Origin of the sequence: Faecalibacterium sp. An192, from assembly GCF_002160175.1 — a bacterium.
Lineage (GTDB): Bacteria > Bacillota > Clostridia > Oscillospirales > Ruminococcaceae > Faecalibacterium.
The window spans coordinates 152,264-176,296 of the sequence record NZ_NFKB01000001.1; the positions used below are offsets into that span (position 1 = coordinate 152,264).

Below are 24,033 nucleotides of genomic sequence, written 5' to 3' on the forward strand. Positions count from 1 at the left end.
AAATTTTTCCCATTTTGTAGCCATCCTTTTACATTTTATGACACAGAGCGCGGGTGCTTCCTGGCGCACAGGAGCTGCAGGCCGTATTTCCCCGCCAAATCCAGGGAGGAAAGGGTGGGCATGCTCTTGCTGACCAGGGCTCCGGCCCCGGCCCGGATGGCTTTTCGCACCATGTCTTCCGGCACCCGGCCGCTGGTGTACAGGATGCACTCGGCCAGCGGCACGCCGTCCAGCAGGGCACAGCCCACCGCCTTGTCCAGGGCGTTGTGGCGGCCGATGTCCTCGCACTGGTACAGAATCTTTCCGCGGCGCATGATCAGACAGCTGTGAACCGACCGGGTGGCCTGGTACAGGGGCAGCCCGGCGCTCATGGCGGCGGTCAGAGTGTCCACCCATTCGGGCTCCAGGGCCAGGGAAGGGGAGGGGCGCAGAGGATGCAGTTCCGCCGGCCGGGCCAGAGGCAGGTTGTCGGTGCTGCTGGCCACCTCCTGGACGGCGGCCCGGGGTGCCGCCAGCGGGTGGGTCAGCTCCACCTCGATTCGGGACCCATCGGCACAGACCGAAATCCGGTCCACCTCTCCGGCCGATGCGATCCAGCCCTCGGTCAGCAGACGGCCCAGCGCCATCTGGGGCAGCAGCGCCGGGGTGCACACCACCCGAAAGGCAGGCTGTCCGTTGACCAGGATGGAGGCCGCGTGCTCACAGGCCAGCACCGCCGGGGTGCCGTCCGGCAGCCGGGCCGGGCCGCAGCCGGGCCGGGACCCAAAGGCATCATAGATCTGCATAGGCCTTATTCTCCTATATAGGTAAAGCGGGGCTGCACCTTGCCGTCCCGGTCCACCTGCTCGCACCACATGGACGCCGGACGCACCCACAGGCCGCCCTCCCCGTACAGGGGACGGTAGACCACCATTTCTTCTTCGGTCTCGCTGTGGCGGGCCATCCCGATCACCTGGTATTCGTTTCCCTTGAAATGGCGGTAACGCCCGGGCCGGACATCGTACTGAAAAGGCTTCATAGTCATTCTCCTGTTTTGTGTGATTCTCCTGGCTGTGCGCCGATCAAAAATCATATCTTTCGGGTATTATACCATGTTTTCCAGCCGGCCGCAAAACAGGGGAGAGCCTGCTGCCCTGCAAAACAAAAAGCGGGCGCCCTGTCAGGACGCCCACCAGCTGCCGGATAAAACAAAAGACGATCTCATTTCTGAGATCGCCTTGGTGCGGATAAGAGGACTTGAACCTCCACCGAGTTGCCCCGATTAGAACCTGAATCTAACGCGTCTGCCAATTCCGCCATATCCGCATATTTTGTTTTGTTTGTGTTGTCCGGTCGCCCGGAACATTTGCTATTATAGCGCAAAAGGCGGCGGTTGTCAACAGGCTTTTTCAAATTTTTCTGACAAATTTTCGGGCGGATTTTGCTGCATTCTGCGCGCTGCAAATATGGTACAATAAAATCCATCTTATCGCATCAAAGGAGAAGCATGGAATGAATGTTGTGATTTTTGCAGCGGGCGCGCTGCTGATGCTGGTGATGGGCCTGCGGGCCACCCGGAGCCGCCGTGCGCTGGTAACCAGAGGGGAGAAGGTCCAGGCCCAGGTGGCCGGCACCATCCAGACCCGGGAGGGCATATCCCTGGCGCTGGAGTTTACCACGCCGGCGGGCAATACCCGCCGTCTGCCCTACCCCATGCCCCGCAAGGCCAAGGGCTTTTCCCAGGGCAGCCAGGTGACCCTTTACTATGACCCCGACCACCCCGAAAAGGTCTATGTGGAGGGGGACAAGGCAGTGCTGGGCGCCGAGGCGATTTATTATGTGCTGGCTGCGCTGCTGCTGTTGCTGGGCTTTGTGCTGATGGGAATGTAAGGGGGAGAACGCAATGCTTTTGGAACATCTCTATCAGGGCGAACCGGGCGCCTGGAAGATCACTTTCCGGGCCGATGCAGAGGAATTGGGCCGGGCCCTGGCGGCCCAGCAGGCCGCCCACCCCGAACAGTCCAAAGAGGACCAGCTGGCCGAGGCGGTCAACGCGGCGATTCTTGCGCCGGATGGCTTTTCTCCGGTCTGGGCCCAGGCAGTGGCCCAGGCGGATCTGGTGCCGGTGACCGACCCGGACTTCAGCCTGCTGGCGGTCAATGAGGAAGAGGGATTCCGGGCGGAGGCGGAGTTTTTCGCCCTGCCGCCCCTGACTCTGGGCCGGTATACCGGCTTTGTCCAGGCCATTGAGCCCCGGCTCATCCGCCGGCTGACCCTGGAGCTGGAAATCAACCAGCGCCACGGCGCCGAGGACCGGGCCGCCGACGAGGCCGGCAAAGCCGCCCTGCGCCAGCGGGTGACGGCGGAGATTTACGCCAGGCGGTGCCAGCAGGCCCGGCTTTTGGCCGAGCGGAAACTGGTATCCCAGCTGGGAGACCAGGTCACCGGCCCCCTGCCCAAACAGCTGGTGGCAGGGAATTACTTTGCCGAACAGCGCCGCTTCAACCTGAGCCTGCAGGCCCAGCGGGTCAACTTTGACCAGTACCTGCAGGTTCGGGGCCAGACGGTGGAGGAATTCCGGGCCGAGCTCCACGCCGAGGCCGAGCGGAACCTCCGCAGCCGTCTGGGCCTGCTGATGGTGGCGGACAGGGAGGGCTTCTGGCCCACTCAGAAGGAGGTCCAGGAACAGCTGGAAGCCTGGGACCCCCGCCGGGACGGGGAAAAGACCTTCCCCTCCAACGACGCCCGGAAGGTCCGCCAGAAACTGGCCGCCCAGCGGGCCGCCGCCTACATTGTGGCCCACTCCACCCTGCTGGACCCTCCGGCAGAACCCATGGTGGTGGACACCCTGTAAAAAATGACCAGAAAAAACGCCCCTGCTTCCCGAAAGGGAGGCAGGGGTGTTTTGGCAGGAAGGCCCATGGAATGGGCCGGGGAATGGCAATTTACCAGCGGGAGCCCATGTCGGTGAAGGCCATCAGGATGCAGTCAATCCCGAAGGCGATGAGCAGGAACGCCACCAGATACCCCACCGTAAACAGGGCCAGGAAGGGCTGGAACAGCATCATAAAGCCCAGAATCAGCCCCAGGATGTTCACGATCAGGGAGAAATAGTAGTAGAAGGAGCCGCCCAGCAGCCGGATGATGCCCACATGGGTCAAGCGGCTGATGCAGTGGGTGATGAACCACAGGGGGAACAGAAGGGAGACAATGCCCTCCGCGATGCCGGGGTAGGCCAGCAGGGCGATGCCGGTCATGATGCTCAGAATGCCGGACACCAGCGAGATGACCGGCCCAAAGCCGGTGAACTGCTCCTCCTTGATGTAGATGATGATGTCACAGATGCCGGTGACCACAGCGGCGATGCCGTAGAGGACCGCAATGCCGGTGAACATGCTGCGGGGCCGTATAAAGGTGAAGGCACCCAGCAGAATCAGACAGATTCCCATCAGGAACTGGCTCCAGCCAAAACCGGAACGACCTCTCATTGCTGTGCGCCCCCTTCCGCCAGAAGCTGCATGAATTCTTCGCCGGTGATGGTCTCTTTTTCGTACAGGTGCCGGGCCAGACGGTCCAGGGCCTCCCGGTTGTCCGCCAGAATCTTGCGGGCTTTGGCGTGCTGCTGCTTGACCAGGGCCACCACCTTCTGGTCGATGGCCTGCTGGGTCTCGGCGGAACAGGCCAGAGAGGTGTCGCCGCCCAGATACTGGTTGTTCACCGTCTCAAAGGCCACCATGTCGAATTCGTCGTTCATGCCGTAGCGGGTGATCATGGCCCGGGCCAGCTTGGTGGCCTGCTCGATGTCGTTGGAAGCGCCGGTGGTGATCTGGCCAAAGACCTCTTCCTCGGCGGCCCGGCCGCCGGTCAGGGTGGCGATCTTGTCCTCCAGCTCCTCCTTGGTCAGCAGGTTCTTGTCGTTCTGCTCCACCTGCATGGTGTAGCCCAGCGCACCCGAGGTGCGGGGGATGATGGTGATTTTCTGCACCGGCGCCGAGTGGGACTGTTTGGCCGCCACCAGGGCGTGGCCGATCTCATGGTAGGCCACCACCTTTTTCTCCTGGTCCGAGAGGATGGCGTTTTTCTTCTGGTAGCCTGCGATGACTACCTCGATGCTCTCCTCCAGGTCGGCCTGACATACGGTGGTCCGGCCGGCCCGCACCGCCCGCAGGGCGGCTTCGTTGATGATGTTGGCCAGCTCGGCGCCCGAGGTGCCGGCGGCCATCCGGGCGATGGTGTGGAAGTCCACATCCGGCTCGGTCTTGATCTTGCGGGCGTGGACTTTCAGGATGGCTTCACGGCCGGCCAGGTCGGGCAGCTCCACCGGTACCCGGCGGTCAAACCGGCCGGGCCGGGTCAGGGCGGGGTCCAGGGATTCGGGACGGTTGGTGGCCGCCAGAATGATGACGCCGTTGTTCCCCTCAAAGCCGTCCATCTCGGTCAGCAGCTGGTTCAGGGTCTGCTCCCGCTCGTCGTTGGAGCTCAGCTGGCCGTCGCGCTTTTTGCCGATGGCGTCGATCTCATCGATGAACACAATGCAGGGGGCTTTTTCCTTGGCCTGCTTGAACAGGTCGCGCACCTTGGATGCGCCCATGCCCACAAACATCTCCACGAACTCCGAGCCGGAGATGGAGAAGAAGGGGACCCCGGCCTCGCCGGCTACGGCCTTGGCCAGCATGGTCTTGCCGGTGCCCGGAGGGCCCACCAGCAGGACGCCCTTGGGCATCGAAGCGCCCACGTCGGTGTATTTCTTGGGGTTGTGGAGATAGTCCACGATCTCGGCCAGGTTTTCCTTGGCCTCATCCTCGCCGGCCACATCCGCGAACCGGATGCCGTCCGAGGACTGGACATAGACCCGGGCGCTGCTCTTGCCCATGCCGAAGGACATGGCGTTTTTGCCGCCCATCTGCTCCATCATCTTTTTGCTCATGTACTGCCCCAGGCCGATGAAAATCACCAGCGGCAGCACAAAGGAGAGCAGGAAGCTCAGGATGGGGGAACCCTCGTCCCCCACATCGCTGGCAAAGGTTGCGCCGGACTCGTGGAGCCGTTCGGTGAGGCCCGGGTCGTACATGACGCCGGTCTGATAGATCTTGGAGTCGTCTTTGTTGGTAAAGGTGATCTCGTTGTCGGTGATCTCTACCCGGCCAATGTCCTGTTCCTCGATCATGTCCATGAAGGTGCCGTAATCGACGGTCTCGATCTGCGGCGCCATCAGGAAGGTCGGCACAATCATATTGAACAGAAACAGGATGGCAAGCACCAGCACATAGTAGTAGATCAGAGGCTTTTTGGGACTTTTGACTTCTTTCATACTGCAGTCTCCTCCTCTGGGTGGATTGTACGCTACCGTACAATTTTCTTGACATGCTAAGTGTAGCCCTGTTATGCGGCACAGGCATGGATAAAGTGTTAAAAAAGTGAAAACAAAAGCGCCCCCGCGCCCGGAGGGCGCAGGAGCGCGAAAAAACAGGGATCAGGAGGCGCTGTCGGCCTGGTCCACCCCTTCAAACTGGCTGTTGTACAGCTTGGCATAAAAGCCGTCCTGAGCCAGCAGGGTGTCGTGGGTGCCCTGCTCGATGATCTTGCCGTCCCGCATCACCAGGATGACGTCGGCCTCCCGGATGGTGGACAGCCGGTGGGCCACAATAAAGCTGGTGCGGCCCTGCATCATTTTGGCGAAGGCCTTCTGGATGCGGACCTCGGTGCGGGTGTCGATGGAGCTGGTGGCCTCGTCCAGAATCAGCATGGGGGGCAGGCAGAGCATGACGCGGGCAATGCACAGCAGCTGCTTCTGGCCCTGGCTGATGTTGCCGCCGTTCTCGGCCAGAACGGTGTCGTAGCCCTCGGGCAGGCGGCAGATGAAGCTGTGGGCGTGGGCGGCCTTGGCGGCGGCGATGATTTCCTCGTCGGTGGCGTCGGGCTTGCCGTAGGCGATGTTCTCCCGGACGGTGCCGGCCCGCAGCCAGGTGTCCTGCAGGACCATGCCGTAGCAGCCCCGCAGGGAGGCCCGGGTGGCCTGGCGGATGTCGGTGCCGGCCACCGAAATGCTGCCGCCGTCCACGTCATAGAACCGCATCAGCAGGTTGATGAGGGTGGTTTTGCCGCAGCCGGTGGGGCCCACAATGGCGATCCGCTGGCCGGGCTGGACATCCAGGGTGAAATGCTCGATCAGGGGCCGGTCGGGCAGATAGCGGAAGGAGACGTCCTGCAGCTGGACGTGGCCGTCGGGGGTCAGGGTGACGGCATCCGCCGCCTCAGGGATCTGGTCCTGGGCGTCCAGCAGGGCAAACACCCGGGCCGCACAGGCCAGGGCGTTCTGCAGCTCGGTGACCACGCCCGAAATCTCGTTGAAGGGCTTGGCGTACTGGTTGGCGTAGCTGAGGAAGACGCTCAGCTGGCCGATGGTGATGCCTCCCGCCACGGCGTAGAAGGCGCCCACCAGACCTACGCCGGCATAGACGATGTTGTTGACAAAGCGAGTGGCGGGGTTGGTCAGGCTGGAGAAGAAGGTAGCTTTCAGGCTGACATCCTGTAGCCGCTGGTTCACCTCGTCAAAGGCGGCCATGCTCTCGGCCTCGTGGCCAAAGGCCTGGACCACCTTCTGGCCCTCGATCATCTCGTTGACCAGGGCGGTCTGCTCGCCCCGGACGGCGCTCTGCTGGTGGAAATAGCCGTAAGAGTGCCGGGCGATGAAGCCCGCCACCACCAGACTCAGGGGGGTAATCAGCACCACCACCAGGGAAATCAGCACATTCTCCCGGAACATGAACAGCAGGGTGCCCAGGATGGTCAGCACGCCGGTGAACAGCTGGGTGAAGCCCATCAGCAGGCCGTCGGCAAAGGTGTCCACGTCGGCCACCATCCGGCTGACGATGTCGCCGGAGGGGTGGCTGTCCAGATAGGACAGGGGCAGGGACTGGATTTTGTGAATGGCGTCGTTGCGCAGGTCCCGGGTCACCGAGAAGGTGATCTTGTTGTTGCAGACGCTCAGCAGCCACTGGGCCAGGGCGGCCAGCACCATCACCACCAGAATTTGCAGGATGATGCCCCACACCCCCGAGCGGTCCACCTGGCCGGGACCAATCATCAGGTCGATGGCGTCGCCGCACAGCAGAGGAATATACAGCTGGGCCGCCACGCTGACGGCGGCTACCAGCAGGCTGCCCGCCACAAAGAAGCGGTAGGGGCGGATATAGGCCAGAACCCGGCGCATGGCCTCCTGGCTCTCGGCCGAGGACAGAGGACTCTTTTTCTTGGGATTGCTCATGCCGGGGCACCCCCTTTCAGTAGTTCGGACGGCTTCTTGAACTGGCTCTCATAGATTTCCTGATAGACGGGGCAGCGCTCCAGCAGTTCGCTGTGGGTGCCGCAGCCCACCATGTGGCCGTCGTCCAGCACCAGAATCCGGTCGGCGTGCTGGAGGCTGGCGGCCCGCTGGCTGACGATAAAGACGGTCATGCTGCCGGGCAGGGCGGCGATGGCCTTCCGGAGGGCGGCGTCGGTGGCAAAGTCCAGGGCGCTGGCGCTGTCGTCCAGGATCAGGATGTCGGGTTTGGACACCAGAGCCCGGGCGATGGTCAGACGCTGGCGCTGGCCGCCCGAGAAGTTCCGGCCGCCCTGTTCCACCGGCTCATCCAGGCCCAGAGGCTTGGACCGGACGAATTCAGCGGCCTGGGCAGTTTCCAGAGCCGCCCACAGGTCGGCGTCGGTGGCGCTGCGGTTGCCCCAAAGCAGGTTGGAACGGATGGTGCCGGTGAACAGCTGGGCTTTCTGCATGACGATGCCCACCCGGCTGCGGAGCATCTCCCGGGGCCAGGCCGAGGCCGGCCGGCCGAACAGTTCCACTGCGCCGTTGGTGGCGTCGTAAAAGCGGGGAATCAGGTTCACCAGACTGGACTTGCCGGCGCCGGTGCCGCCGATGACGCCGATGGTCTCCCCCCGGCGGGCGGTGAAGGTGATGCCGGTGAGGCTGGGTGCGCCGGCTCCGGCGTAGGTCAGGCCCACATGGTCAAAGCGGACGGCGTCCTCGTCGCGGGCGGGAGCCTTGCCGGTGATGACCTGGGGGAAGGCCATGCCGGGCCTGGTGTTCAGGATGGCCTGGACGCGGCCCGCGCTGGCCACCGCCTTGCTGATCTGAACAATCAGGTTGGCCAGCTTGACCAGCTCCACCAGGATCTGGTTCATATAGTTCACCAGGGCGATCAGGTCGCCCGAGGCCATCCGGCCCACGTTGATCTCGATGGCGCCGGTGTAGAGCAGGGCCACAATGGCCAGGTTGATGAGCACATAGGTCAGGGGATTGGTCAGGGCGGACAGATGGCCCACCTTGAGCTGGAGGGTGGTCAGGCCGCCGTTGGTCTCCTCAAAGCGCTGGGTCTCGCTGGCCTCCTTGCCAAAGGCGCGGATTACCCGGACGCCGGTGAGGTTTTCCCGGGTGAGGCCCAGAACCTTGTCCAGCTTGCCCTGTACCTTTTTGTACAGGGGATGGGTGACGGCCATGATGCTGAACACCACCACCGACAGCGCCGGAATGGTCACCACAAAGATCAAGGCCGCCTGGACGTTGACGGTGAAGGCGCAGACCATGGCGCCGATCACCACAAAGGGACTGCGCAAAAACAGGCGCAGGAACATATTCAGGCCGCTCTGCACCAGGTTGATGTCGCTGGTCATCCGGGTGATGAGGGTGCTGGTGCCGATGGTGTCCATCTCGGAGAAGCCCAGAGACTGGATGTGGGCAAACAGGGCGTGCCGCAGGGCGGTGGCATAGCCCACCGCCGCCTTGGCGGAGAAATACTGGGCGGTGACGCTGCAGGCCAGGCCCACCAGAGCCAGCAACAGCAGCAGCCCGCACCGTGTCAGAATGTAGCGGGAATCGCCTGCGGCGATGCCCACGTTGACGATGTCGGCCATCACCAGAGGAACCAGCAGGTCAAAGCAGGCCTCCAGCATCTTGAACAGGGGGGCGATGAAGCTCTCCTTTTTGTAGCCGTTCAGATAGACAAGCATCTGTTTCAAATGAATAACGCTCCTTTCCCGGCGCTTTGTCACTGTAATGTGATTGGTTTTGATTTCATTATACCGCTCGGCGGGCGAAATTACCAGATATAAGTCCTGATTTTCGGCAAAAGAGCCAAGACCGCGTTTCAGCTCCCCGGGAACTGGTTGTCGAAAGGGAAAAATCCTGCTATACTAAAGCAAATACAGAAAAAAGCCTTAAACGCCGTCCTTCAGGGGCAGAAAAACTGCTCGGGACGGCCCCGGGAAACGCCGGAAGGACGCGGCTCCGCCGCGGGCGTTCCCGGAGGGCGTGCCGTCTGCGGCGCGCCGATGGAGAGGCAGGAGGTCACCCATGGCAAGCGGGAAGAAACAGATCCGGTACCGGCCGGTCAAAAACCGGAGAAAAGAGCCTGCGCCGCTGCGGTACAGCCCGGTGTTCACCGGGTGCCCGGCGGTGGAACTGGCCATCCAGCGGCTGTATCAGGCGGGGGACGCCGAGCGGGAAAACCGCTTCTGGGCCCTCATCAAGGGGCTGAACTATGCCCTGCAGATGCAGACTCAGGTGCTGGTGCCGGTTCAGCTGTCCCCCGGCGGACAGCGGAGCCAGTTCAGCTGGGCGGGCAGTCCCATCCCGGCCCAGCGGGCGGAAGGACTGCCCTTCTGGGTGATCACCACCCCCAAGGGCCAGAAGATGCTGCCGGTGTTCACCAAGCCGGAGGAGGCGGACGGCAACCCCGCCACCTTGGGCCTGCCGGTGGTGCAGCTGCCCTTCCAGCAGGTGCTGGAGGACGCTCTGGGCCGGGAGGACTGGACCGGCCTGGTGGTGAATCCCTGGGGCAGGTCGGCCGCGCTGGACAAGAGCATCATGCGGGGCCTGGTGTATGCCCGGGGCGGTGAGGATACCCCCGGCGAGGCCGAAACCCGCCGCGGGCAGGAATTGGCCGGCCAGGGCAAATGGGAGGAGGCGGAGCCCCTCTTCGCCACGGCGGCGGCCCTGGATTATCCCGAGGGCATCCGGCGTCTGGCCGAATGCTATGACCGGGGCCTGGGCATCCCCAAAGACCGCCGCAAGGCCCTGAGCCTGTGGAAAAAGGCCGCCGCCCGGGGGGATGTGCTGGCCCAGGTGGCTCTGGGGGACCGGTACGGCGCAGGCACTGCCCGGACGCCGGGGGACCCCGGCAAGGCCCTGATGGCCTACCGCAAGGCCCGGTCCATGGCCGAGATGGATATGGATATCACCAGCTGGCCGGTGGTGTGCCTTCGGCTGGCCCAGACCGAGGCCAGCAGCACCGACACCGACCGGATGGTCCGGCTTCTGGCCGAGGCCATCCACGGACTGAATCTGCTGTCCCGGGAGGAGAAGGATGAGGCGGTGGAGCGGGAACTGCGCACCGCCGTCCGGGAGATGCAGGCCTATATCCGCAAGACCTACGCCGGCACTGCGGGGCTTCCCGAGCGGATGAAGGAGCTGGAAGCCCAGGTGAACATAGAATCTTTACATTTAAGCTGAAAAACAGCCATATTCACACGCTACAATAAAGGGGAAACAAAGACTGAAATCGGGACGCGCGCTTTGTCCCGACATAGGCATAGAAGGAAAAGAGGATTTCACATATGGGCAAAGTGATCGGGATTGACCTGGGCACCACCAATTCCTGTGTGGCGGTGGTAGAGGGCGGCAAGCCGGTGGTCATCACCAACGCCGAGGGCGAGCGCACCACCCCGTCGGTGGTGGCATTTACCAAGGACGGAGAGCGTCTGGTGGGCGGCGCGGCCAAGCGCCAGCTGGCCACCAACGCAGGCCGGACGGTGTCCAGCATCAAGCGCCGGATGGGCAGCGACTACCGGGTGCATATCGACGGCAAGGACCTGACTCCCCAGGAGATCAGCGCCATGATTCTGTCCAAGCTGCGCCGGGACGCCGAGAGCTATCTGGGCGAGAAGGTCACCGAGGCGGTCATCACGGTGCCGGCCTACTTTGACGACAGCCAGCGCAAGGCCACCCAGGATGCCGGCCGCATTGCGGGCCTCAACGTCCTGCGGATCATCAACGAGCCCACCGCTGCCGCAGTGGCCTATGGCCTGGACAACGAGGCCCCCCAGAAGATTCTGGTCTATGACCTGGGCGGCGGCACCTTTGACGTGTCCATCATTGAGATCGAGGACGGCACCTTTACGGTGCTGGCCACCGGTGGCGATACCCGGCTGGGCGGCGACGACTTTGACGCCCGGATTGTGGACTGGCTGGTGCAGGAGTTCAAAAAGACCGACCGCATCGACCTGACCCGGGACCCTGCCGCCATGGGCCGCCTGAAAGAGGAGGCCGAAAAGGCCAAGAAGGAGCTGTCCAGCGCCCCCTCGGCCCAGATCAATCTGCCTTTTATCGCGGTGGGCAAGGATGGCCCCCATCACATCGACGCCACCCTGACCCGCCCCCAGTTTGAGATGATGACCAGCGACCTGCTGGCCCGCACCATCGAGCCGGTGAACAACGCCCTGCGGGATGCAGGACTGTCGGCCTCCGATCTGGGCCGGGTCCTGCTGGTGGGCGGCAGCACCCGGATGCCGGCGGTGACCCGCCAGGTGAAGGAGCTGCTGGGGATGGAGCCCAGCCATACCCTCAACCCCGACGAGTGCGTGGCCATGGGCGCCGCCATCCAGGGCGGCCTGCTGCAGGGCGGCGGCAAGCTGGCCGGCGCCACCGGCGCGGCAGCGCAGGGCCTGGTCCTGATGGACGTCACTCCCCTGACCCTGTCCATTGAGACCCTGGGCGGCATCGCCACCCCCCTCATCACCCGCAACAGCATGATCCCCACCCGCAAGAGCCAGATTTTCACCACCGCCCGTCCCATGCAGACCTCGGTGGAAATCAACGTCCTGCAGGGAGAGCGCCGCTTTGCCAAGGACAACAAGTCTCTGGGCAAGTTCAAGCTGGGCGGCATCCGGGCCGGGTTCTCCTCCAAGCCCCAGATCGAGGTGACCTTTGACATCGACGTCAACGGTGTGGTGAAGGTCTCGGCCAAGGATCTGGGCACCGGCCGGGAACAGAACATCACCATCACCGGTTCCACCAACCTGTCCGAGAGCGAAATCCAGCGGGCCATGGCGGACGCCGCCGCCTATGAGGCGGAGGACAGCCGCCGGAAGGGCCGTCTGGAACTCCACAACCAGGCCGAGATTCTGGCCTATAAGGTGGACGAGGCCCTCTCCAAGTGCAAAAAGGAAATCGACAAAGAGGAAAAGAACCGGATCAAGGCGGATCTGGCCGCCCTGCGCAAGAGCATCCGCAAGGACCATCCCGAGAAGATGAATGACGCCGAGGAGGCCGCCCTCCGCCAGGCCAAGGAAACCCTGGAGGCCAGCGCCAGCCATCTGATGATCCTCTACACCCAGGAGACCGGCGCCGACGCCGGCTCGGAAAACAGCAACCTGTAATTTTTCACCCTTCCCCGGCAGCCTGTGGAAAACATGGGCTGCCGGTTTTTTGCTGGATGGGTTCGAGTATCTTCGTCAGAAATAACCCAACAAAAAACGGCAGGCAGTGCACGGGGCACCGTCTGCCGGTTTTTTGTTGCTATCAGAGCATTTTGGACAGGAATGCTTTCAGCCGGGGGTTCTTGGGGTTGGAGAACAGCTCCTCAGGGGGCTCGTCCTCCTGGATGGTTCCCTCATCAATGAAGATCACCCGGTTGGACACCTCGCGGGCAAAGCCCATCTCGTGGGTGACCACCAGCATGGTGATGCCGGTGTGGGCCAGCTCCTTCATCAGGGCCAGAACCTCGCCCACCATCTCGGGGTCCAGGGCCGAGGTGGGCTCATCGAACAGGATCACATCGGGGTCCATGGCCAGGGCCCGGGCGATGGCGATGCGCTGCTGCTGACCGCCGGACAGGCTGGCGGGGTAGACATCGGCTTTGTCCGACAGGCCTACGCGGGCCAGCAGTTCCTCCGCCTTCTGGGCGGCTTCCTCCTTGGACTTCAGCTTCAGGAGGGTGGGGGCCATGCAGAGGTTTTCCTTCACCGTCATGTGGGGGAACAGATTGAAGTGCTGGAACACCATCCCCATCTTCTGGCGCAGCTTGTCGATGTGGTCCTCGTTGACCTCGATGCCCTCAAACTTGATGACGCCGCCGGTGGGCTTTTCCAGCCGGTTCAGGCACCGCAGAAAGGTGGATTTGCCGCAGCCCGAGGGGCCGATCAGGCAGACCACGTCGCCGCGGTAGATGTCAATGTCAATCCCTTTCAGGACGTCCAGGGTGGGGGTCAGGCCCTTGTAACCCCGCTTTTTCTCGCCGCCGTAGGTCTTTTTCAGCCCGCGGACTTCGATGATTTTTTCTTTAGCGGTCACTGCGTGCCAGCCTCCCTTCCATATAATTCAGCAGTTTCTCCAGGCAGAGCACCAGCACCAGATAGATCACAGCCACCGAGATATAGGGGAAGAAGGCGCTGTAGGTGCGGCTGCGGACGATGTCGCCGGCCTTGGTCAGGTCCTGCAGGGCGATGTAGCCGCTGATGGAAGTCTCCTTCAGCAGGACGATGACCTCGTTGCCCAGGGCGGGCAGGACGTTCTTGACCGCCTGGGGCAGGATGATTTTCCAGGTGGCCTGGGTGTAGTTCAGGCCCAGGCTGCGGGCGGCCTCCATCTGTCCCGGAGGGATGCTCATGATGCCGCTGCGGAAAATCTCGGCCACATAGGCGCCGCTGTTGATGCCGAAGGCCAGGATGGCCACCGGCATCTTGTCGATCTTCACTGAGCCGAAGATGACAAAGTACATGATCAGCAGCTGGATCATGGTGGGGGTGCCGCGGATGACGGTCAGATAGACCTTGGCCAGGGCGTTCAGGATCCGCAGACGACCGGTCTGGTCATAGGTGGTGCGGATGTAGGCCAGAATGAAACCCAGCACAACGCCCAGAGCCGCCGCCGCAAAGGCGACAATCAGGGTGGTTTTCAAACCGTTCAGAAACAGCAGATAGCGCTGCTCTGTGATAAAGGTGGCGGTAAACTCGCTGACAAGCTCCGCCCACAGGTTTTGGAACATGGACATGGAATCCTCCTTGCAGGGCAGACGGGGTGGAACAAATATGCACAGATTTTGAATTTTTATGCATATATACATAAAGAGAAGGGACAGAGCCAGGATTCGCACCCGGGCTCTGTCCTCCGCATCTCTTATAAAACCACAAAAATTGCAGTTTGTAAAGAGTTTTTCTCTTTTTTAGAGATCGCTTACTTCAGCACGATGATGGCCTGTGCAGCGGTGCAGTAGGTATCGGTGAAGTCGATCTGCTCCTGGCGCTCCTCGGTGATGGTCATGCCGGCCATGCCGAAGTCAGCCTTGCCGCTGTTGACGGCAGCGATGATGGAGTCGAACTCCATGTCCTCGATCTGCAGCTCATAGCCCAGCTTGTCGCACAGAGCCTTGCCGAACTCAGCGTCGATGCCCACGATCTCGCCGTTCTCGATGTACTCATAGGGCTCGAAGGCGGCGTTGGTAGCCATGACCAGGGTGCCGTTGGGGTACTCGGTGCCTTCGGGAGTGGTGTAGCCCTCGGCGCCCTCCACCTTGGCGATGTACTTGTCCAGGATGGCGTCCAGGGTGCCGTCCTCCTTCAGCTCAGCGATGGCGGTGTTGAAAGCCTCGGTCAGGTCGGGGTTCTCCTTGCTGACGGCGATGGCGTAGCTCTCCTCAGCGAAAGCGGTGTCCAGGGTGGTCAGCTGATCGGGGTTGGCCTCGACGAAGTTCTTGGCCACCTGGTCGTCGATGCAGACGGCGTCGATCTTGTTGGTCAGCAGAGCCTGCACGGCGTCAGCGCCCTTGTTGTACTGCTCGACGCTGGCGATGCCCAGCTTGTCCTCGCCCTCGCCCACTTCTTCGCTCATCAGCAGGTCGCCGGTGGTGCCCAGCTGGACGCCCACGACCTTGCCGGCCAGGTCGTCCAGGGTCTGGATGGCCTGGGTGGAGGAAGCAGCAGAGTCAGCGGCGGAAGCAGCGCTGCTGGCGGTGCTGGAAGCGGCGGTGGAAGAGCTGGAGCTGGAGCAGGCGGTCAGAGCCATAGCGGCGGAAATACCGGCAGCCACCAGGAAGCTGCGGCGAGAAATCTTCTTCATATTCATACACTCCTCTTATCTTGCAAAAAACAAATTCAGGCAGGGGCGGGCGACCCGCCCATAGGCCGCAAACACACGATGCGGCGTTTAGTCGGGAATCCTCCCGACGACAACCAGTAGTATAGTTTGTACAAATTAAAAAGTCAAGCCTTGTGCAGAAAACACGAGTGATTTGAAACCAATTTGAGATAACTTATACGCAAATCGACCTGAATCGTCGTATATATGCAAATTGTTTCGGGGCTCCTTCCAGCAAAAAAGCCCCCGCCTGAAAGGGCGGAGGCCAAAACCAGAGGACTTACAGATAGCGGGCGATTTCCTCGGCGCTGCGCTTGGGGACGCAGTAGTCCCGGTTGTCGTCCAGGTAATATTTGACGCCGGTGGCCACCGTCAGGGGAACGACCCGGGCGTCGTGGGTGGGATAGCCCAGGGCCACCATGGTGTGGAGCTTTTCAGTGTCGGACAGGCCCAGCAGCTGGGTCAGGCGGGGGCGGTCGATGGCCCCCATGATGCAGCTGCCCACCCCCTTGGCCCAGGCGGCCAGGGTCAGGTTGGCCAGAGCGATGCCGGTGTCGGTGTCCAGGTCCCCGGGAATGGTGGTGTCCTGCACCACCGCCACAAACAGGGTGGGCAGCTCCTCCGACTTGGGGGTGCCCTGCTCGGGAGGCAGATAGGCGGCCCACTTCACCAGGGGCTGGATGCGGGCCACGTCCTCGGGCTTGGCGGCGATGACCAGCCGGACAGCCTGCCGGTTGGCCCCGCAGGAGGACAGGCGCACCGCCTCAATCATGTCGGCGATGACGTCGGCCGGCACCGGCTTTTGGGCAAAGCGGCGGTAGGTGCGGCGGGTGGCGAGAAGTTCCATGATGTCCATTTCAGCGTTCTCCTTTCCGGATGATGGGGATTAGTCGGGCCGGCCCTGCAGCAGGTCGGCCAGGCTGCGGACGGTGAGGCCGTTCCGGCCGGTGACGGTTTCGGCGTGGAGCAGAGAGGACAGGACGCTCTCCTCCACGCACTCGGCGGCGGCGCGGAACAGGAGATCCATTTTATTTTCTGCCGCTGCCCGCAGAGGCACCAGGTCGCTCTGGGGGTAGTGGGAAATGCGGTTGCCGGTGGAGAAGGCGATGACGATTTCGCCGCTGCCGTTGCCGCAGTAGGAGCCGGTGCGGCTCAGGCCCACAATGGCACGGCGGGCGATCCGGCCCAGCTGCCGCTCGGACAGGGGAACGTCGGTGGCCAGCACCGTGATGATGGAGCCCTTGTCCTCGTGGGGTGGCACCTGGGCGGCCTGTTCCAGACGCTGGGCCACCGGCACCCCTGCCACAATCAGGTCGTCGAATTTGGCGTGGTTGGACAGAACCAGCGCGCCCATGTGGTAGGTCTGGCCGTCCAGTTCCACCGCCCGGGAGGAGGAGCCGATGCCGCCTTTCAGGCCGTGGCACCGCATTCCGCGGCCGGCGCCCACGGCGCCCTCGGCAAAGTCGGCGCGGCAGTCGGCCAGGGCCGCAAGGGCGTCCGCCTCGGTGACGTGGAGGCCCCGGATGTCGTTCAGGCCGCTGTCGTTGCACTCGCACACCACCGGGTTGACGCTGCTGGTGGTCTCGCAGATGTCGGGGCAGCGGTCCAGCATGTACTTCACCAGGGCGGTGGCGGCGGTGCCCACGCTCAGGGTGTTGGTGAACAGGATGGGGGTTTCCAGGGTGCCCAGCTCGTCAATCTGCACCAGGCCGATGGTCTTGCCGAAGCCGTTGATGACATGGGACGCCGCCAGAACCTTTTCGTGGAAGGTGTCCCCGGGATGGGGCAGCAGGGCGGTGACGCCGGTCTGGACGTCGCCCCGGGCCAGGGTGCAGTGGCCCACTGTCACCCCGGGCACGTCGCTGATTTTGTTGAGGGGGCCGTGGGGCAGGCTGCCCACCCGGAACCCCCAGCGGGATTCGATACCCATAGAGAAAACCTCCTGAAAAAACAGGGCCCTGTCGTGGGGCGGTCTGCCTCGACGGGGCCCTGTGAAAGATCAGACACTGTCCAGCTTGTCCAGGTCGTAGGGTGTGTTCTGATAGACGTAGTAGTTCAGCCAGTTGGAATAGAGCAGGTGCGCATGGGCCCGCCAGCGGAAGATGGGGGGCTGGCTGGGGTCGTCGTTGGGATAGTAGTTCTTGGGGGGCGCAATGGGCAGCCCCTTGGCTACATCCCGGCGGTACTCGGCGTCCAGAGTCAGCTGGTCGTACTCGGGGTGGCCGGTGACGAAAATCTGACGGCCGTTCTCGGTGCTCAGCAGGAAGGGCCCTGCCTCGTCGCTGGAGGCCAGCACCCGGAGGGCCGGGCAGCTCTTTACGTCCTCCACGCAGATGCCGGTGTGACGGCTGTGGGGGGCGTAGAACACCTCGTCAAAGCCCCGCACCAGCGGGTTTGCGGGCCGGGTGACCCGGTGGGGGAAGATGCCGAACATCTTGGCGGGCAGCAGCTCCTTGCGGACGCCGTAGTGGTAGTACAGACCGGCCTGGGCGCCCCAGCAGACATGGAGGGTGGAGTAGACGTTGGTTTTGGAGTACTCCATGATCTCGCACAGCTCGGGCCAGTAGTCCACCTCCTCAAAAGGGATGGTCTCCACCGGCGCGCCGGTGATGATCATGCCGTCAAAGCGGCGGTTCCGCACCTCGTCAAAGGTCTTGTAAAAGGCCTCCAGATGGGCGGCCGACACATGGGTGGCGGCGTGGCTGGCAGTCTGCAGCAGGGTCATGTGGACCTGCAGAGGGCTGTTGGCCAGCAGCCGGGCGATCTGGGTCTCGGTGGCGATCTTGGTGGGCATCAGGTTGAGGATCGCAATTTCCAGAGGCCGGATGTGCTGGGAGAGGGCCCGTTCCCGGTGCATGACAAAGATATTCTCAGCGTACAGGGCGTCGTAGGCTGGCAGAGTCTTGGGGATAATCAGCGGCATGGGGGCGGGCCTCCTTCAAACAATTTCATGGGATGGGGTTCAGACCTGGTCCAGGGCCTGGGCGATGTCGGCGATCAGGTCCTCGCTGGACTCCAGACCGCAGCTCATGCGCACCAGCTCGGCGGGAACGCCGGCGGCCTTCAGCTGTTCGTCGTTCATCTGACGGTGGGTGCTGGAGGCGGGGTTCAGGCAGCAGGTGCGGGCGTCGGCCACGTGGGTCTCGATGGCGGCCAGCTTCAGGGACTTCATGAAGGTGCTGGCTGCCTCACGGCCGCCGGCCAGACCGAAGGACACCACGCCGCAGCTGCCGTTGGGCAGGTACTTCTGGGCCAGAGCGTGGTAGGGGCTGGACTCCAGACCGCAGTAATCCACATAGGCCACCTTGGGGTGCTTCTCCAGGAACTGGGCCACCGCCAGCGCGTTGGCGCAGTGGCGGGCCATCCGGACATGGAGGCTCTCCAGGCCCAGGTTCAGGATGAAAGCGGACTGGGGAGACTGGCAGCAGCCAAAGTCCCGCATCAGCTGTGCGGTAGCCTTGGTGATGAAGGCGCCTTCCTTGCCGAAGCGCTCGGCATAGGTGATGCCGTGGTAGCTGTCGTCGGGGGTGCACAGGCCGGGGAACTTGTCGGCGTGGGCCATCCAGTCAAACTTGCCGCTGTCCACGATGGCGCCGCCGATGCAGGCGCCGTGGCCGTCCATATACTTGGTGGTGGAGTGGGTGACGATGTCGGCGCCCCACTCGATGGGCCGGCAGTTGACGGGGGTGGGGAAGGTGTTGTCCACAATCAGGGGCACGCCGTGGGCGTGGGCGGCCTTGGCGAACTTCTCAATGTCCAGAACCGTCAGGGCGGGGTTGGCGATGGTCTCGCCGAACACAGCCTTGGTGTTGGGCCGGAACGCGGCGTTCAGCTCTTCCTCGGTGCAGGTGGGCTCCACGAAGGTGACCTCCACGCCCATCTTGGCCATGGTGACCGAGATCAGGTTGAAGGTGCCGCCGTAGATGGTGGAGGAGGAGACGATGTGGTCGCCGCACTGGCAGATGTTGAACAGGGCGAAGAAGTTGGCCGCCTGGCCGCTGGAAGTCAGCATGGCGGCGGTGCCCCCCTCCAGAGCCGCAATCTTGCGGGCGACGGCGTCGCAGGTGGGGTTCTGCAGGCGGGAATAGAAGTAGCCGTCGGCCTCCAGGTCGAACAGCTTGCCCATGTCCTCGCTGGTGGAGTACTTAAAGGTGGTGGACTGGATGATGGGAATCTGGCGGGGTTCGCCGTTGCCGGGGGTGTAGCCTCCCTGGACGCAGATGGTATCGCGATTCATGGCAGAAGACTCCTTTCATACATGACAGGATGGTTTATTTGCGCAGGCGTTTGTCGCTGTGGTTGGACAGGGCGGTGCCCACGGTCTGGAACAGCTGAACCAGAACGATCAGCAGGACCACGGCTATCAGCATGATGTTGGCCTGATAGCGGTAGTAGCCGTAGGAAATGGCGATCTTGCCCAGGCCGCCGCCGCCGATGGCGCCGGACATGGCCGAATAGCCCAGAATGGTGGTGAGGGCGGTGGTCATGCTGGAAATCAGGCTGGGCAGGCTCTCGGGGATCATGACCTTGGTGATGATCTGGAAGGGGGTGGCGCCCATGCTCTGGGCGGCCTCAATGACGCCGGCGTCCAGCTCCCGCAGACTGGTCTCCACCAGACGGGCCACAAAGGGGAAGGAGGCCACCACCAGAGGCACGATGGTGGCGTTGGTGCCCACCGTGGTGCCGATGATGAAGCGGGACAGGGGGAACACGCAGATCATCAGGATCAGGAAGGGGATGCTGCGCAGGATGTTAATGACCACGTTGAGGGCGTGCATCAGCCAGCCGGGCAGGGGGAGCACCCCGTCCTTGTCGCCGGCCACCAGCAGGACGCCCAGGGGCAGACCCAGCACCAGGGCGAAGGCGGTGGACAGCACCGTAATATAAAAGGTCTCCCAGACCGCAAATGCAAAATCTTGTACCGTCACAGGCCGGTCACCTCCTCTACTGTTACGCCGGGCTGAACCTTGATGTAGTCCACGGCCCGGCGGGCCTCGGCCACATCCCGGGGCAGGCGCAGCATCATGCTGCCAAAGCACTGGTCGTTGAGATCACGGGTATCGGCGCTGAGGACGCTGACCAGGATGCCGGTCTCGGCCGCCAGACTGGCCACCAGGGGCTTGGAGGTGGAGGAGCCGTTGAAGGTCAGGCGGATGACGTGGTCATCGGGGGCGAAGGAGGCCAGCTCGCGGGAGGCCTTGCCGCCGCCGGGAGCCACCAGACGGCGGGCTGCCGCGGTCTTGGGCCGGGCAAAGATCTCCTGCACAGCGCCTTCCTCCACCACGCGGCCCCCGTCCAGAATGGCCACCCGGTCGCAGATGGCCTCCACCACGCTCATCTGGTGGGTGATGACCACCACGGTGATGCCCAGTTTCTGGTTGATCTCCCGGATCAGGGAGAGGATGGAGCGGGTGGTGTCGGGGTCCAGGGCGCTGGTGGCCTCGTCGCACAGCAGAACCTTGGGGTTGGTGGCCAGGGCGCGGGCGATGGCCACACGCTGGCGCTGGCCGCCCGACAGCTGGGCCGGGTAGGCCTCGGCCTTGTCGGGCAGGCCCACCGTCTGCATCAGTTCCCGGGCGCGCTTTTCGGCGTCGGCCTTTTTGACGCCGGCCAGCTCCATGGGGAAGCAGACATTTTTCAGGCAGCTGCGCTGCATCAGCAGGTTGAACTGCTGGAAGATCATGGTGATCTCCCGGCGGCGGGCCCGCAGATCGGCGGGGGAGAGGGTCTCCATGGCGGTGCCGTCAATGACCACCGAGCCGGAGGTGGGCCGTTCCAGCAGGTTGATGCACCGCACCAGGGTGCTCTTGCCTGCGCCCGACATGCCGATGATGCCGTAGATCATCCCGTCGGGGATGGTTAAGTTGATGTCCTGCAGGGCCTCGACGGCGCCGTCCTTCATCTGGAAGGTCTTGGACAGATGTTTGATCTCAATCACAGCGGATGCTCCTTTTGCGCGTGTCAGGCCTGGATGGCGTCGAGGCTGGTCTGCTTGCCGCCGTAGATGCCCATGGGCTCCACGTGGATGCCGGCCACGGTCACCAGGTGGGTGCCGTTCTGCTCATTGAAGTCGTCCAGGTAGGGCTGATGCTGGAAGTAGTTGGTGTCGACGGTGCCATCCTCCACGATGTTGTTGGGGATGATGTAGTCGTCATACTCCTGGATGTCCAGGGTGATGCCCTTGGCCTCCAGAATGGGGACGCAGACCTCCAGCACCTCGCAGTGGGGAGCGGGGGTGGCGGCGCAGCTGACGGTCTGGCCGTTCAGAGCGTCGTAGTCCACGGTGGGGTCATAGCCGTCGGTGGGGTTCTCCACCACCGACACCACGGCGCCGCCGTACTGCTCCAGCATAAAGTCCTTGACCTGCTGGCTCTCCAGGGCAGCGGCCAGAGCCTTGATGAGGGGGTTCTCCTCATTGCCTTCCTTGCAGACCAGGACGTTGACGTAGTCGGAAGTGCCGTCCTCCATGGCCAGAGCCTGGGTCATGGGGTCCAGACCGGCGGCGATGGCGTAGTTGGAGTTGATGACCGCGTAGTCCTCGTCCTGCAGGACATTGGGAACCTGGGCGGCCTCCACCTCGTCGATGACGATGTTGTGGGGGTTCTCGGCGATGTCGTTCTTGGTGGCGGTGATGCCGGCGCCTTCTTTCAGGGTGAAGAAGCCGTTCTTCTCCAGCAGCTGCAGGGCGCGGGCCTCATTGGTGGTGTCGTTGGGCACAGCCACATGGAGCTGGGCCGAGCTGCCATTGCCGGAGGAGCAGGCGGCCAGGGCGGCGGCTGCGGCGGCAGCACCGGTGACTTTCAGGAAATTGCGGCGCGAAATCTTCAGCATAATCAAAACCTCTCTTACTATCCCACATAAAATGCTTCTTGCGTTCGTGTTTTGCGACGGAAAAATAAAAACTCCCGTCCGTACAGGCCTCCATGCCTGCAAGGACGAGAGCAGAATGCTTCCGTGGTACCACCTTGTTTTGCCGGTCCCTTGCGGGGCGCGGCCTCGATGCTGCGGCAGAAATTTTTCCGCGTACAGCCGGACGCTGTAACGGGCGCACCCGTCGCAGGCTTGGTGCTCTTGCTCCTCGCCCGCGCAGCTCCGAGACCATTTTCAGCTCCCTGTTCCCCGCCTGCTTCCACCGTCCAGGCTCTCTGGAAGGGGTCAATGCGAGAGCTTACTCTTCTCTTCACAGCCAATTTTGTGATATTGTTTTTATTGTATCCACCGCAGGACAATTTGTCAACAGGCAAAGTGAATCTTTTTTTGCTTGTGCAGTGCGGGCCTTCGTGGTAAAGTATTAGGGTGAACAAGGGGCCCCGCCCCCATAACAGGAGGAGCGTATGGCGGAGAACATCCAGCTTTACCCCGACGGCGAGGAACGCCGCCGTATTATGGATTTCATCATGGCAGCAGGACAGACCCTGCTGGAAAACGGAGCCGAGGTGTTCCGGGCGGAGCAGACCATGCAGATCATGGCCCGCAGCCTGCACCTGCGGGAATTTCACGTATATGTGCTGACCAACGGCATTTTTGCCAGCGCCGGCACCGCTGAAATCAGTGAAGTGCGGAACGTGCCGGTGCGCACGATCCATCTGGGCCGTGTGGCGGCGGTGAACGAGCTGTCGCGGGAAATCGCAGCGGGCCAGGTGAACCTGGAACAGGCCGAGCTGCAGCTGGTGGCCGCCCGGCGGATTCCCTTCCCCGGGGGACTGGCCCAGGTGCTGAGCGGGGCCATCGGGTCGGCGGCCTTCGCCATGATGTTTGGGGGCGGCATTTGGGAGGCGGTGGCCGCTGCGGCCGCCGGAGGCACCGTCAACCTGTATCTGTGGCTGTGCCGGCGTCTGCCTGCCCTGATTCAGAAAATCACCGGCGCGGCCCTCATCACCCTGGTGTGCATCCTGGTGTGCGGGGCCCTGGGGGCCAGCGTCAACCATGCCGTCATCGGCGCGCTGATGATCCTGACCCCCGGCGTGGCCTTTACCATGTCCATCCGGGATTTTGTGAAAGGGGACTATCTGTCCGGCACCATCCGGCTGATCGACGCGATCCTGGTGGCCGCCTGCCTGGCCTGCGGCACCGGCCTTGTGCTGCGGGCCCATACCCTTCTGACGGGGGTGACGGTGGCATGACGAGCGCACAAATCTTTGAGCTGCTGCGGCAGTTTATCTTTGGCGGGGTGGGCACCCTCTGCTTCGGAATGCTGTTCGGCATTCCCCGCAAGTGCTACCTGGCCTGCGCCACCACCGGCGCCGTGGGCTGGCTCGCTTATGAGCTGGCGGTGATGCTGGGGGTGGGGGCTGTCACCGCCAACCTGCTGGCCGCAATCCCGCTGACGTTGCTGGCCCGCATCTTTGCGGTAACCCTCAAGGCCCCGGTGACGGTCTTCCTCCTGAGCGGTATTTTCCCCCTGGTGCCCGGCGCCGGCATCTACTATACCGCTTATTATTTTATCCAGAATGATAACGTCCAGATGGCTGCCAGCGCCACCGATACCGTCAAAATCGCGGCGGCCCTGGCTATCAGTATCTCGCTGGTGCTGGGCCTGCCTTTCCCCAAATCCAAACAGTATAAGCAAGCCACCCAGCCCTCCGCTGAAGATAAAAAGCAAAAATAATTTTATAAAAATATTTTTACTATTTTTGTACCAAACGCCTGTGAAAACAGGCGCTTTTTTGTTTTCCCGGCCCTGCAGACTCTGGATAAGAGGCCGCTCTTTGCCCGAAAAGAATATATATTCGGAAGAGCCGGAAAACACCCCGCCAATCCTGGGAATCTCCTCCGTCCCTCCCGTCCTCAAAACGGCTTGTATCCAAGATGGACTTTTCCAAACTATATAAAATAAAGCAAAAATGGGAAAATTTGAAATCGGGTCTTGACACCGGGGGGGGTATGGTATTATAGGCACACAAAGGAAAGGACCTTCCTTTGAA

At 62.7% G+C, this 24,033-nt stretch carries 22 protein-coding genes, 1 tRNA gene and 1 other annotated feature; of the genes, 6 read left to right on the forward strand and 17 right to left on the reverse strand.

Going from position 1 to position 24,033, the window contains the following annotated elements; translation table 11 throughout:
- Positions 1–35 precede the first annotated feature (35 nt).
- From B5F27_RS00795 to B5F27_RS00805, 3 genes are all read right to left on the reverse strand, one after another.
- On the reverse strand, positions 36–785 hold the full coding sequence (locus B5F27_RS00795) for a formate dehydrogenase accessory sulfurtransferase FdhD (protein ID WP_087363935.1): 750 nt from the start codon (positions 783–785) through the stop codon (positions 36–38).
- Positions 786–790: 5 nt separating this feature from the next.
- Positions 791–1,018, reverse strand: a complete 228-nt coding sequence (locus B5F27_RS00800; RefSeq protein ID WP_087246707.1) for a DUF1653 domain-containing protein — start codon at positions 1,016–1,018, stop codon at positions 791–793.
- 200 nt (positions 1,019–1,218) lie between these two features.
- Positions 1,219–1,305, reverse strand: a tRNA-Leu gene (locus B5F27_RS00805).
- 186 nt (positions 1,306–1,491) lie between these two features.
- Here B5F27_RS00805 and B5F27_RS00810 point away from each other — a divergent pair.
- Both B5F27_RS00810 and B5F27_RS00815 read left to right on the forward strand, forming a co-directional pair.
- Positions 1,492–1,869, forward strand: a complete 378-nt coding sequence (locus B5F27_RS00810; protein ID WP_087363938.1) for a DUF3592 domain-containing protein — start codon at positions 1,492–1,494, stop codon at positions 1,867–1,869.
- 13 nt (positions 1,870–1,882) lie between these two features.
- The gene (locus B5F27_RS00815; RefSeq protein ID WP_087363941.1) at positions 1,883–2,833 is read left to right on the forward strand and encodes an FKBP-type peptidylprolyl isomerase; all 951 of its coding nucleotides are present in this window, start codon (positions 1,883–1,885) and stop codon (positions 2,831–2,833) included.
- A gap of 91 nt (positions 2,834–2,924) precedes the next feature.
- Here B5F27_RS00815 and B5F27_RS00820 read toward each other — a convergent pair whose 3' ends face one another.
- The 4 genes from B5F27_RS00820 to B5F27_RS00835 all read right to left on the reverse strand — a co-directional run bounded on the left by B5F27_RS00820 (position 2,925) and on the right by B5F27_RS00835 (position 8,997).
- Positions 2,925–3,467 carry a DUF308 domain-containing protein gene (locus B5F27_RS00820; RefSeq protein WP_087363944.1) on the reverse strand — a complete coding sequence of 181 codons (543 nt, stop codon included), beginning with the start codon at positions 3,465–3,467 and terminating at the stop codon, positions 2,925–2,927.
- On the reverse strand, positions 3,464–5,290 hold the full coding sequence (gene ftsH / locus B5F27_RS00825) for an ATP-dependent zinc metalloprotease FtsH (RefSeq protein WP_087363948.1): 1,827 nt from the start codon (positions 5,288–5,290) through the stop codon (positions 3,464–3,466). Before ftsH ends, B5F27_RS00820 begins: the two co-directional genes overlap by 4 nt.
- A gap of 162 nt (positions 5,291–5,452) precedes the next feature.
- Positions 5,453–7,246 (reverse strand): ABC transporter ATP-binding protein, encoded by a 1,794-nt coding sequence (locus B5F27_RS00830; protein WP_087363951.1) that lies wholly within the window; start codon positions 7,244–7,246, stop codon positions 5,453–5,455.
- Positions 7,243–8,997 (reverse strand): ABC transporter ATP-binding protein, encoded by a 1,755-nt coding sequence (locus tag B5F27_RS00835; protein ID WP_343214618.1) that lies wholly within the window; start codon positions 8,995–8,997, stop codon positions 7,243–7,245. The genes B5F27_RS00830 and B5F27_RS00835 overlap by 4 nt, the downstream gene beginning before the upstream one ends.
- A gap of 334 nt (positions 8,998–9,331) precedes the next feature.
- On the opposite strand from B5F27_RS00835, the gene B5F27_RS00840 reads away from it, so the two are divergent.
- Both B5F27_RS00840 and dnaK read left to right on the forward strand, forming a co-directional pair.
- Positions 9,332–10,489, forward strand: coding sequence for an SseB family protein (locus B5F27_RS00840; RefSeq protein WP_087363953.1), 1,158 nt, complete (start codon positions 9,332–9,334; stop codon positions 10,487–10,489).
- A 104-nt stretch (positions 10,490–10,593) separates the two neighbouring features.
- Positions 10,594–12,414, forward strand: a complete 1,821-nt coding sequence (dnaK, locus tag B5F27_RS00845; protein WP_087246700.1) for a molecular chaperone DnaK — start codon at positions 10,594–10,596, stop codon at positions 12,412–12,414.
- A gap of 142 nt (positions 12,415–12,556) precedes the next feature.
- Here the strand turns inward: dnaK and B5F27_RS00850 are convergent, their stop codons facing one another.
- The 10 genes from B5F27_RS00850 to B5F27_RS00895 form a co-directional block, all read right to left on the reverse strand.
- On the reverse strand, positions 12,557–13,327 hold the full coding sequence (locus B5F27_RS00850) for an amino acid ABC transporter ATP-binding protein (protein ID WP_087363956.1): 771 nt from the start codon (positions 13,325–13,327) through the stop codon (positions 12,557–12,559).
- Complete coding sequence (locus B5F27_RS00855) at positions 13,317–14,027, reverse strand: amino acid ABC transporter permease (protein WP_242956762.1); 711 nt, start codon at positions 14,025–14,027, stop codon at positions 13,317–13,319. Before B5F27_RS00855 ends, B5F27_RS00850 begins: the two co-directional genes overlap by 11 nt.
- 182 nt (positions 14,028–14,209) lie before the next feature.
- Complete coding sequence (locus B5F27_RS00860; RefSeq protein ID WP_242956764.1) at positions 14,210–15,091, reverse strand: transporter substrate-binding domain-containing protein; 882 nt, start codon at positions 15,089–15,091, stop codon at positions 14,210–14,212.
- A 298-nt stretch (positions 15,092–15,389) separates the two neighbouring features.
- Positions 15,390–15,965: a nitroreductase family protein gene (locus B5F27_RS00865; RefSeq protein ID WP_087363959.1), complete on the reverse strand. Its 576-nt coding sequence runs from the start codon at positions 15,963–15,965 to the stop codon at positions 15,390–15,392.
- Between the two features lie 30 nt (positions 15,966–15,995).
- On the reverse strand, positions 15,996–17,039 hold the full coding sequence (locus B5F27_RS00870) for a P1 family peptidase (RefSeq protein WP_087363962.1): 1,044 nt from the start codon (positions 17,037–17,039) through the stop codon (positions 15,996–15,998).
- Positions 17,040–17,108: 69 nt separating this feature from the next.
- A complete protein-coding gene (metA, locus tag B5F27_RS00875) occupies positions 17,109–18,032 on the reverse strand; it encodes a homoserine O-succinyltransferase (RefSeq protein WP_087246696.1) in 924 nt (307 codons plus the stop codon).
- A 39-nt stretch (positions 18,033–18,071) separates the two neighbouring features.
- Positions 18,072–19,346, reverse strand: a complete 1,275-nt coding sequence (locus B5F27_RS00880; protein WP_087246695.1) for an O-acetylhomoserine aminocarboxypropyltransferase/cysteine synthase family protein — start codon at positions 19,344–19,346, stop codon at positions 18,072–18,074.
- 34 nt (positions 19,347–19,380) lie between these two features.
- Positions 19,381–20,037 carry a methionine ABC transporter permease gene (locus B5F27_RS00885; protein WP_087246694.1) on the reverse strand — a complete coding sequence of 219 codons (657 nt, stop codon included), beginning with the start codon at positions 20,035–20,037 and terminating at the stop codon, positions 19,381–19,383.
- On the reverse strand, positions 20,034–21,047 hold the full coding sequence (locus B5F27_RS00890) for an ATP-binding cassette domain-containing protein (RefSeq protein ID WP_087363965.1): 1,014 nt from the start codon (positions 21,045–21,047) through the stop codon (positions 20,034–20,036). Before B5F27_RS00890 ends, B5F27_RS00885 begins: the two co-directional genes overlap by 4 nt.
- Positions 21,048–21,070: 23 nt before the next feature.
- Positions 21,071–21,940, reverse strand: coding sequence for a MetQ/NlpA family ABC transporter substrate-binding protein (locus B5F27_RS00895; RefSeq protein ID WP_087246692.1), 870 nt, complete (start codon positions 21,938–21,940; stop codon positions 21,071–21,073).
- Positions 21,941–22,037: 97 nt separating this feature from the next.
- Positions 22,038–22,302, reverse strand: a binding site (T-box leader).
- Between the two features lie 141 nt (positions 22,303–22,443).
- On the opposite strand from B5F27_RS00895, the gene B5F27_RS00900 reads away from it, so the two are divergent.
- Positions 22,444–23,232: a threonine/serine exporter family protein gene (locus B5F27_RS00900; RefSeq protein ID WP_087363968.1), complete on the forward strand. Its 789-nt coding sequence runs from the start codon at positions 22,444–22,446 to the stop codon at positions 23,230–23,232.
- On the forward strand, positions 23,229–23,717 hold the full coding sequence (locus B5F27_RS00905) for a threonine/serine exporter family protein (protein WP_087363971.1): 489 nt from the start codon (positions 23,229–23,231) through the stop codon (positions 23,715–23,717). Before B5F27_RS00900 ends, B5F27_RS00905 begins: the two co-directional genes overlap by 4 nt.
- Positions 23,718–24,033 lie beyond the last annotated feature (316 nt).

Excerpts from the sequence above, each read along its gene's own strand:
- B5F27_RS00865 (WP_087363959.1), bottom strand. The coding sequence starts at position 15,965 with ATGGACATCATGGAACTTCTCGCCACCCGCCGCACCTACCGCCGCTTT.
- B5F27_RS00840 (WP_087363953.1), top strand. The coding sequence starts at position 9,332 with ATGGCAAGCGGGAAGAAACAGATCCGGTACCGGCCGGTCAAAAACCGG.
- B5F27_RS00900 (WP_087363968.1), top strand. The coding sequence starts at position 22,444 with ATGGCGGAGAACATCCAGCTTTACCCCGACGGCGAGGAACGCCGCCGT.
- B5F27_RS00830 (WP_087363951.1), bottom strand. The coding sequence starts at position 7,246 with ATGAGCAATCCCAAGAAAAAGAGTCCTCTGTCCTCGGCCGAGAGCCAG.
- B5F27_RS00880 (WP_087246695.1), bottom strand. The coding sequence starts at position 19,346 with ATGAATCGCGATACCATCTGCGTCCAGGGAGGCTACACCCCCGGCAAC.
- B5F27_RS00820 (WP_087363944.1), bottom strand. The coding sequence starts at position 3,467 with ATGAGAGGTCGTTCCGGTTTTGGCTGGAGCCAGTTCCTGATGGGAATC.
- B5F27_RS00810 (WP_087363938.1), top strand. The coding sequence starts at position 1,492 with ATGAATGTTGTGATTTTTGCAGCGGGCGCGCTGCTGATGCTGGTGATG.
- B5F27_RS00895 (WP_087246692.1), bottom strand. The coding sequence starts at position 21,940 with ATGCTGAAGATTTCGCGCCGCAATTTCCTGAAAGTCACCGGTGCTGCC.
- ftsH (WP_087363948.1), bottom strand. The coding sequence starts at position 5,290 with ATGAAAGAAGTCAAAAGTCCCAAAAAGCCTCTGATCTACTACTATGTG.
- B5F27_RS00860 (WP_242956764.1), bottom strand. The coding sequence starts at position 15,091 with ATGAAGAAGATTTCTCGCCGCAGCTTCCTGGTGGCTGCCGGTATTTCC.
- B5F27_RS00870 (WP_087363962.1), bottom strand. The coding sequence starts at position 17,039 with ATGGGTATCGAATCCCGCTGGGGGTTCCGGGTGGGCAGCCTGCCCCAC.
- B5F27_RS00855 (WP_242956762.1), bottom strand. The coding sequence starts at position 14,027 with ATGTCCATGTTCCAAAACCTGTGGGCGGAGCTTGTCAGCGAGTTTACC.
- B5F27_RS00905 (WP_087363971.1), top strand. The coding sequence starts at position 23,229 with ATGACGAGCGCACAAATCTTTGAGCTGCTGCGGCAGTTTATCTTTGGC.
- B5F27_RS00800 (WP_087246707.1), bottom strand. The coding sequence starts at position 1,018 with ATGAAGCCTTTTCAGTACGATGTCCGGCCCGGGCGTTACCGCCATTTC.
- B5F27_RS00795 (WP_087363935.1), bottom strand. The coding sequence starts at position 785 with ATGCAGATCTATGATGCCTTTGGGTCCCGGCCCGGCTGCGGCCCGGCC.
- dnaK (WP_087246700.1), top strand. The coding sequence starts at position 10,594 with ATGGGCAAAGTGATCGGGATTGACCTGGGCACCACCAATTCCTGTGTG.
- metA (WP_087246696.1), bottom strand. The coding sequence starts at position 18,032 with ATGCCGCTGATTATCCCCAAGACTCTGCCAGCCTACGACGCCCTGTAC.
- B5F27_RS00815 (WP_087363941.1), top strand. The coding sequence starts at position 1,883 with ATGCTTTTGGAACATCTCTATCAGGGCGAACCGGGCGCCTGGAAGATC.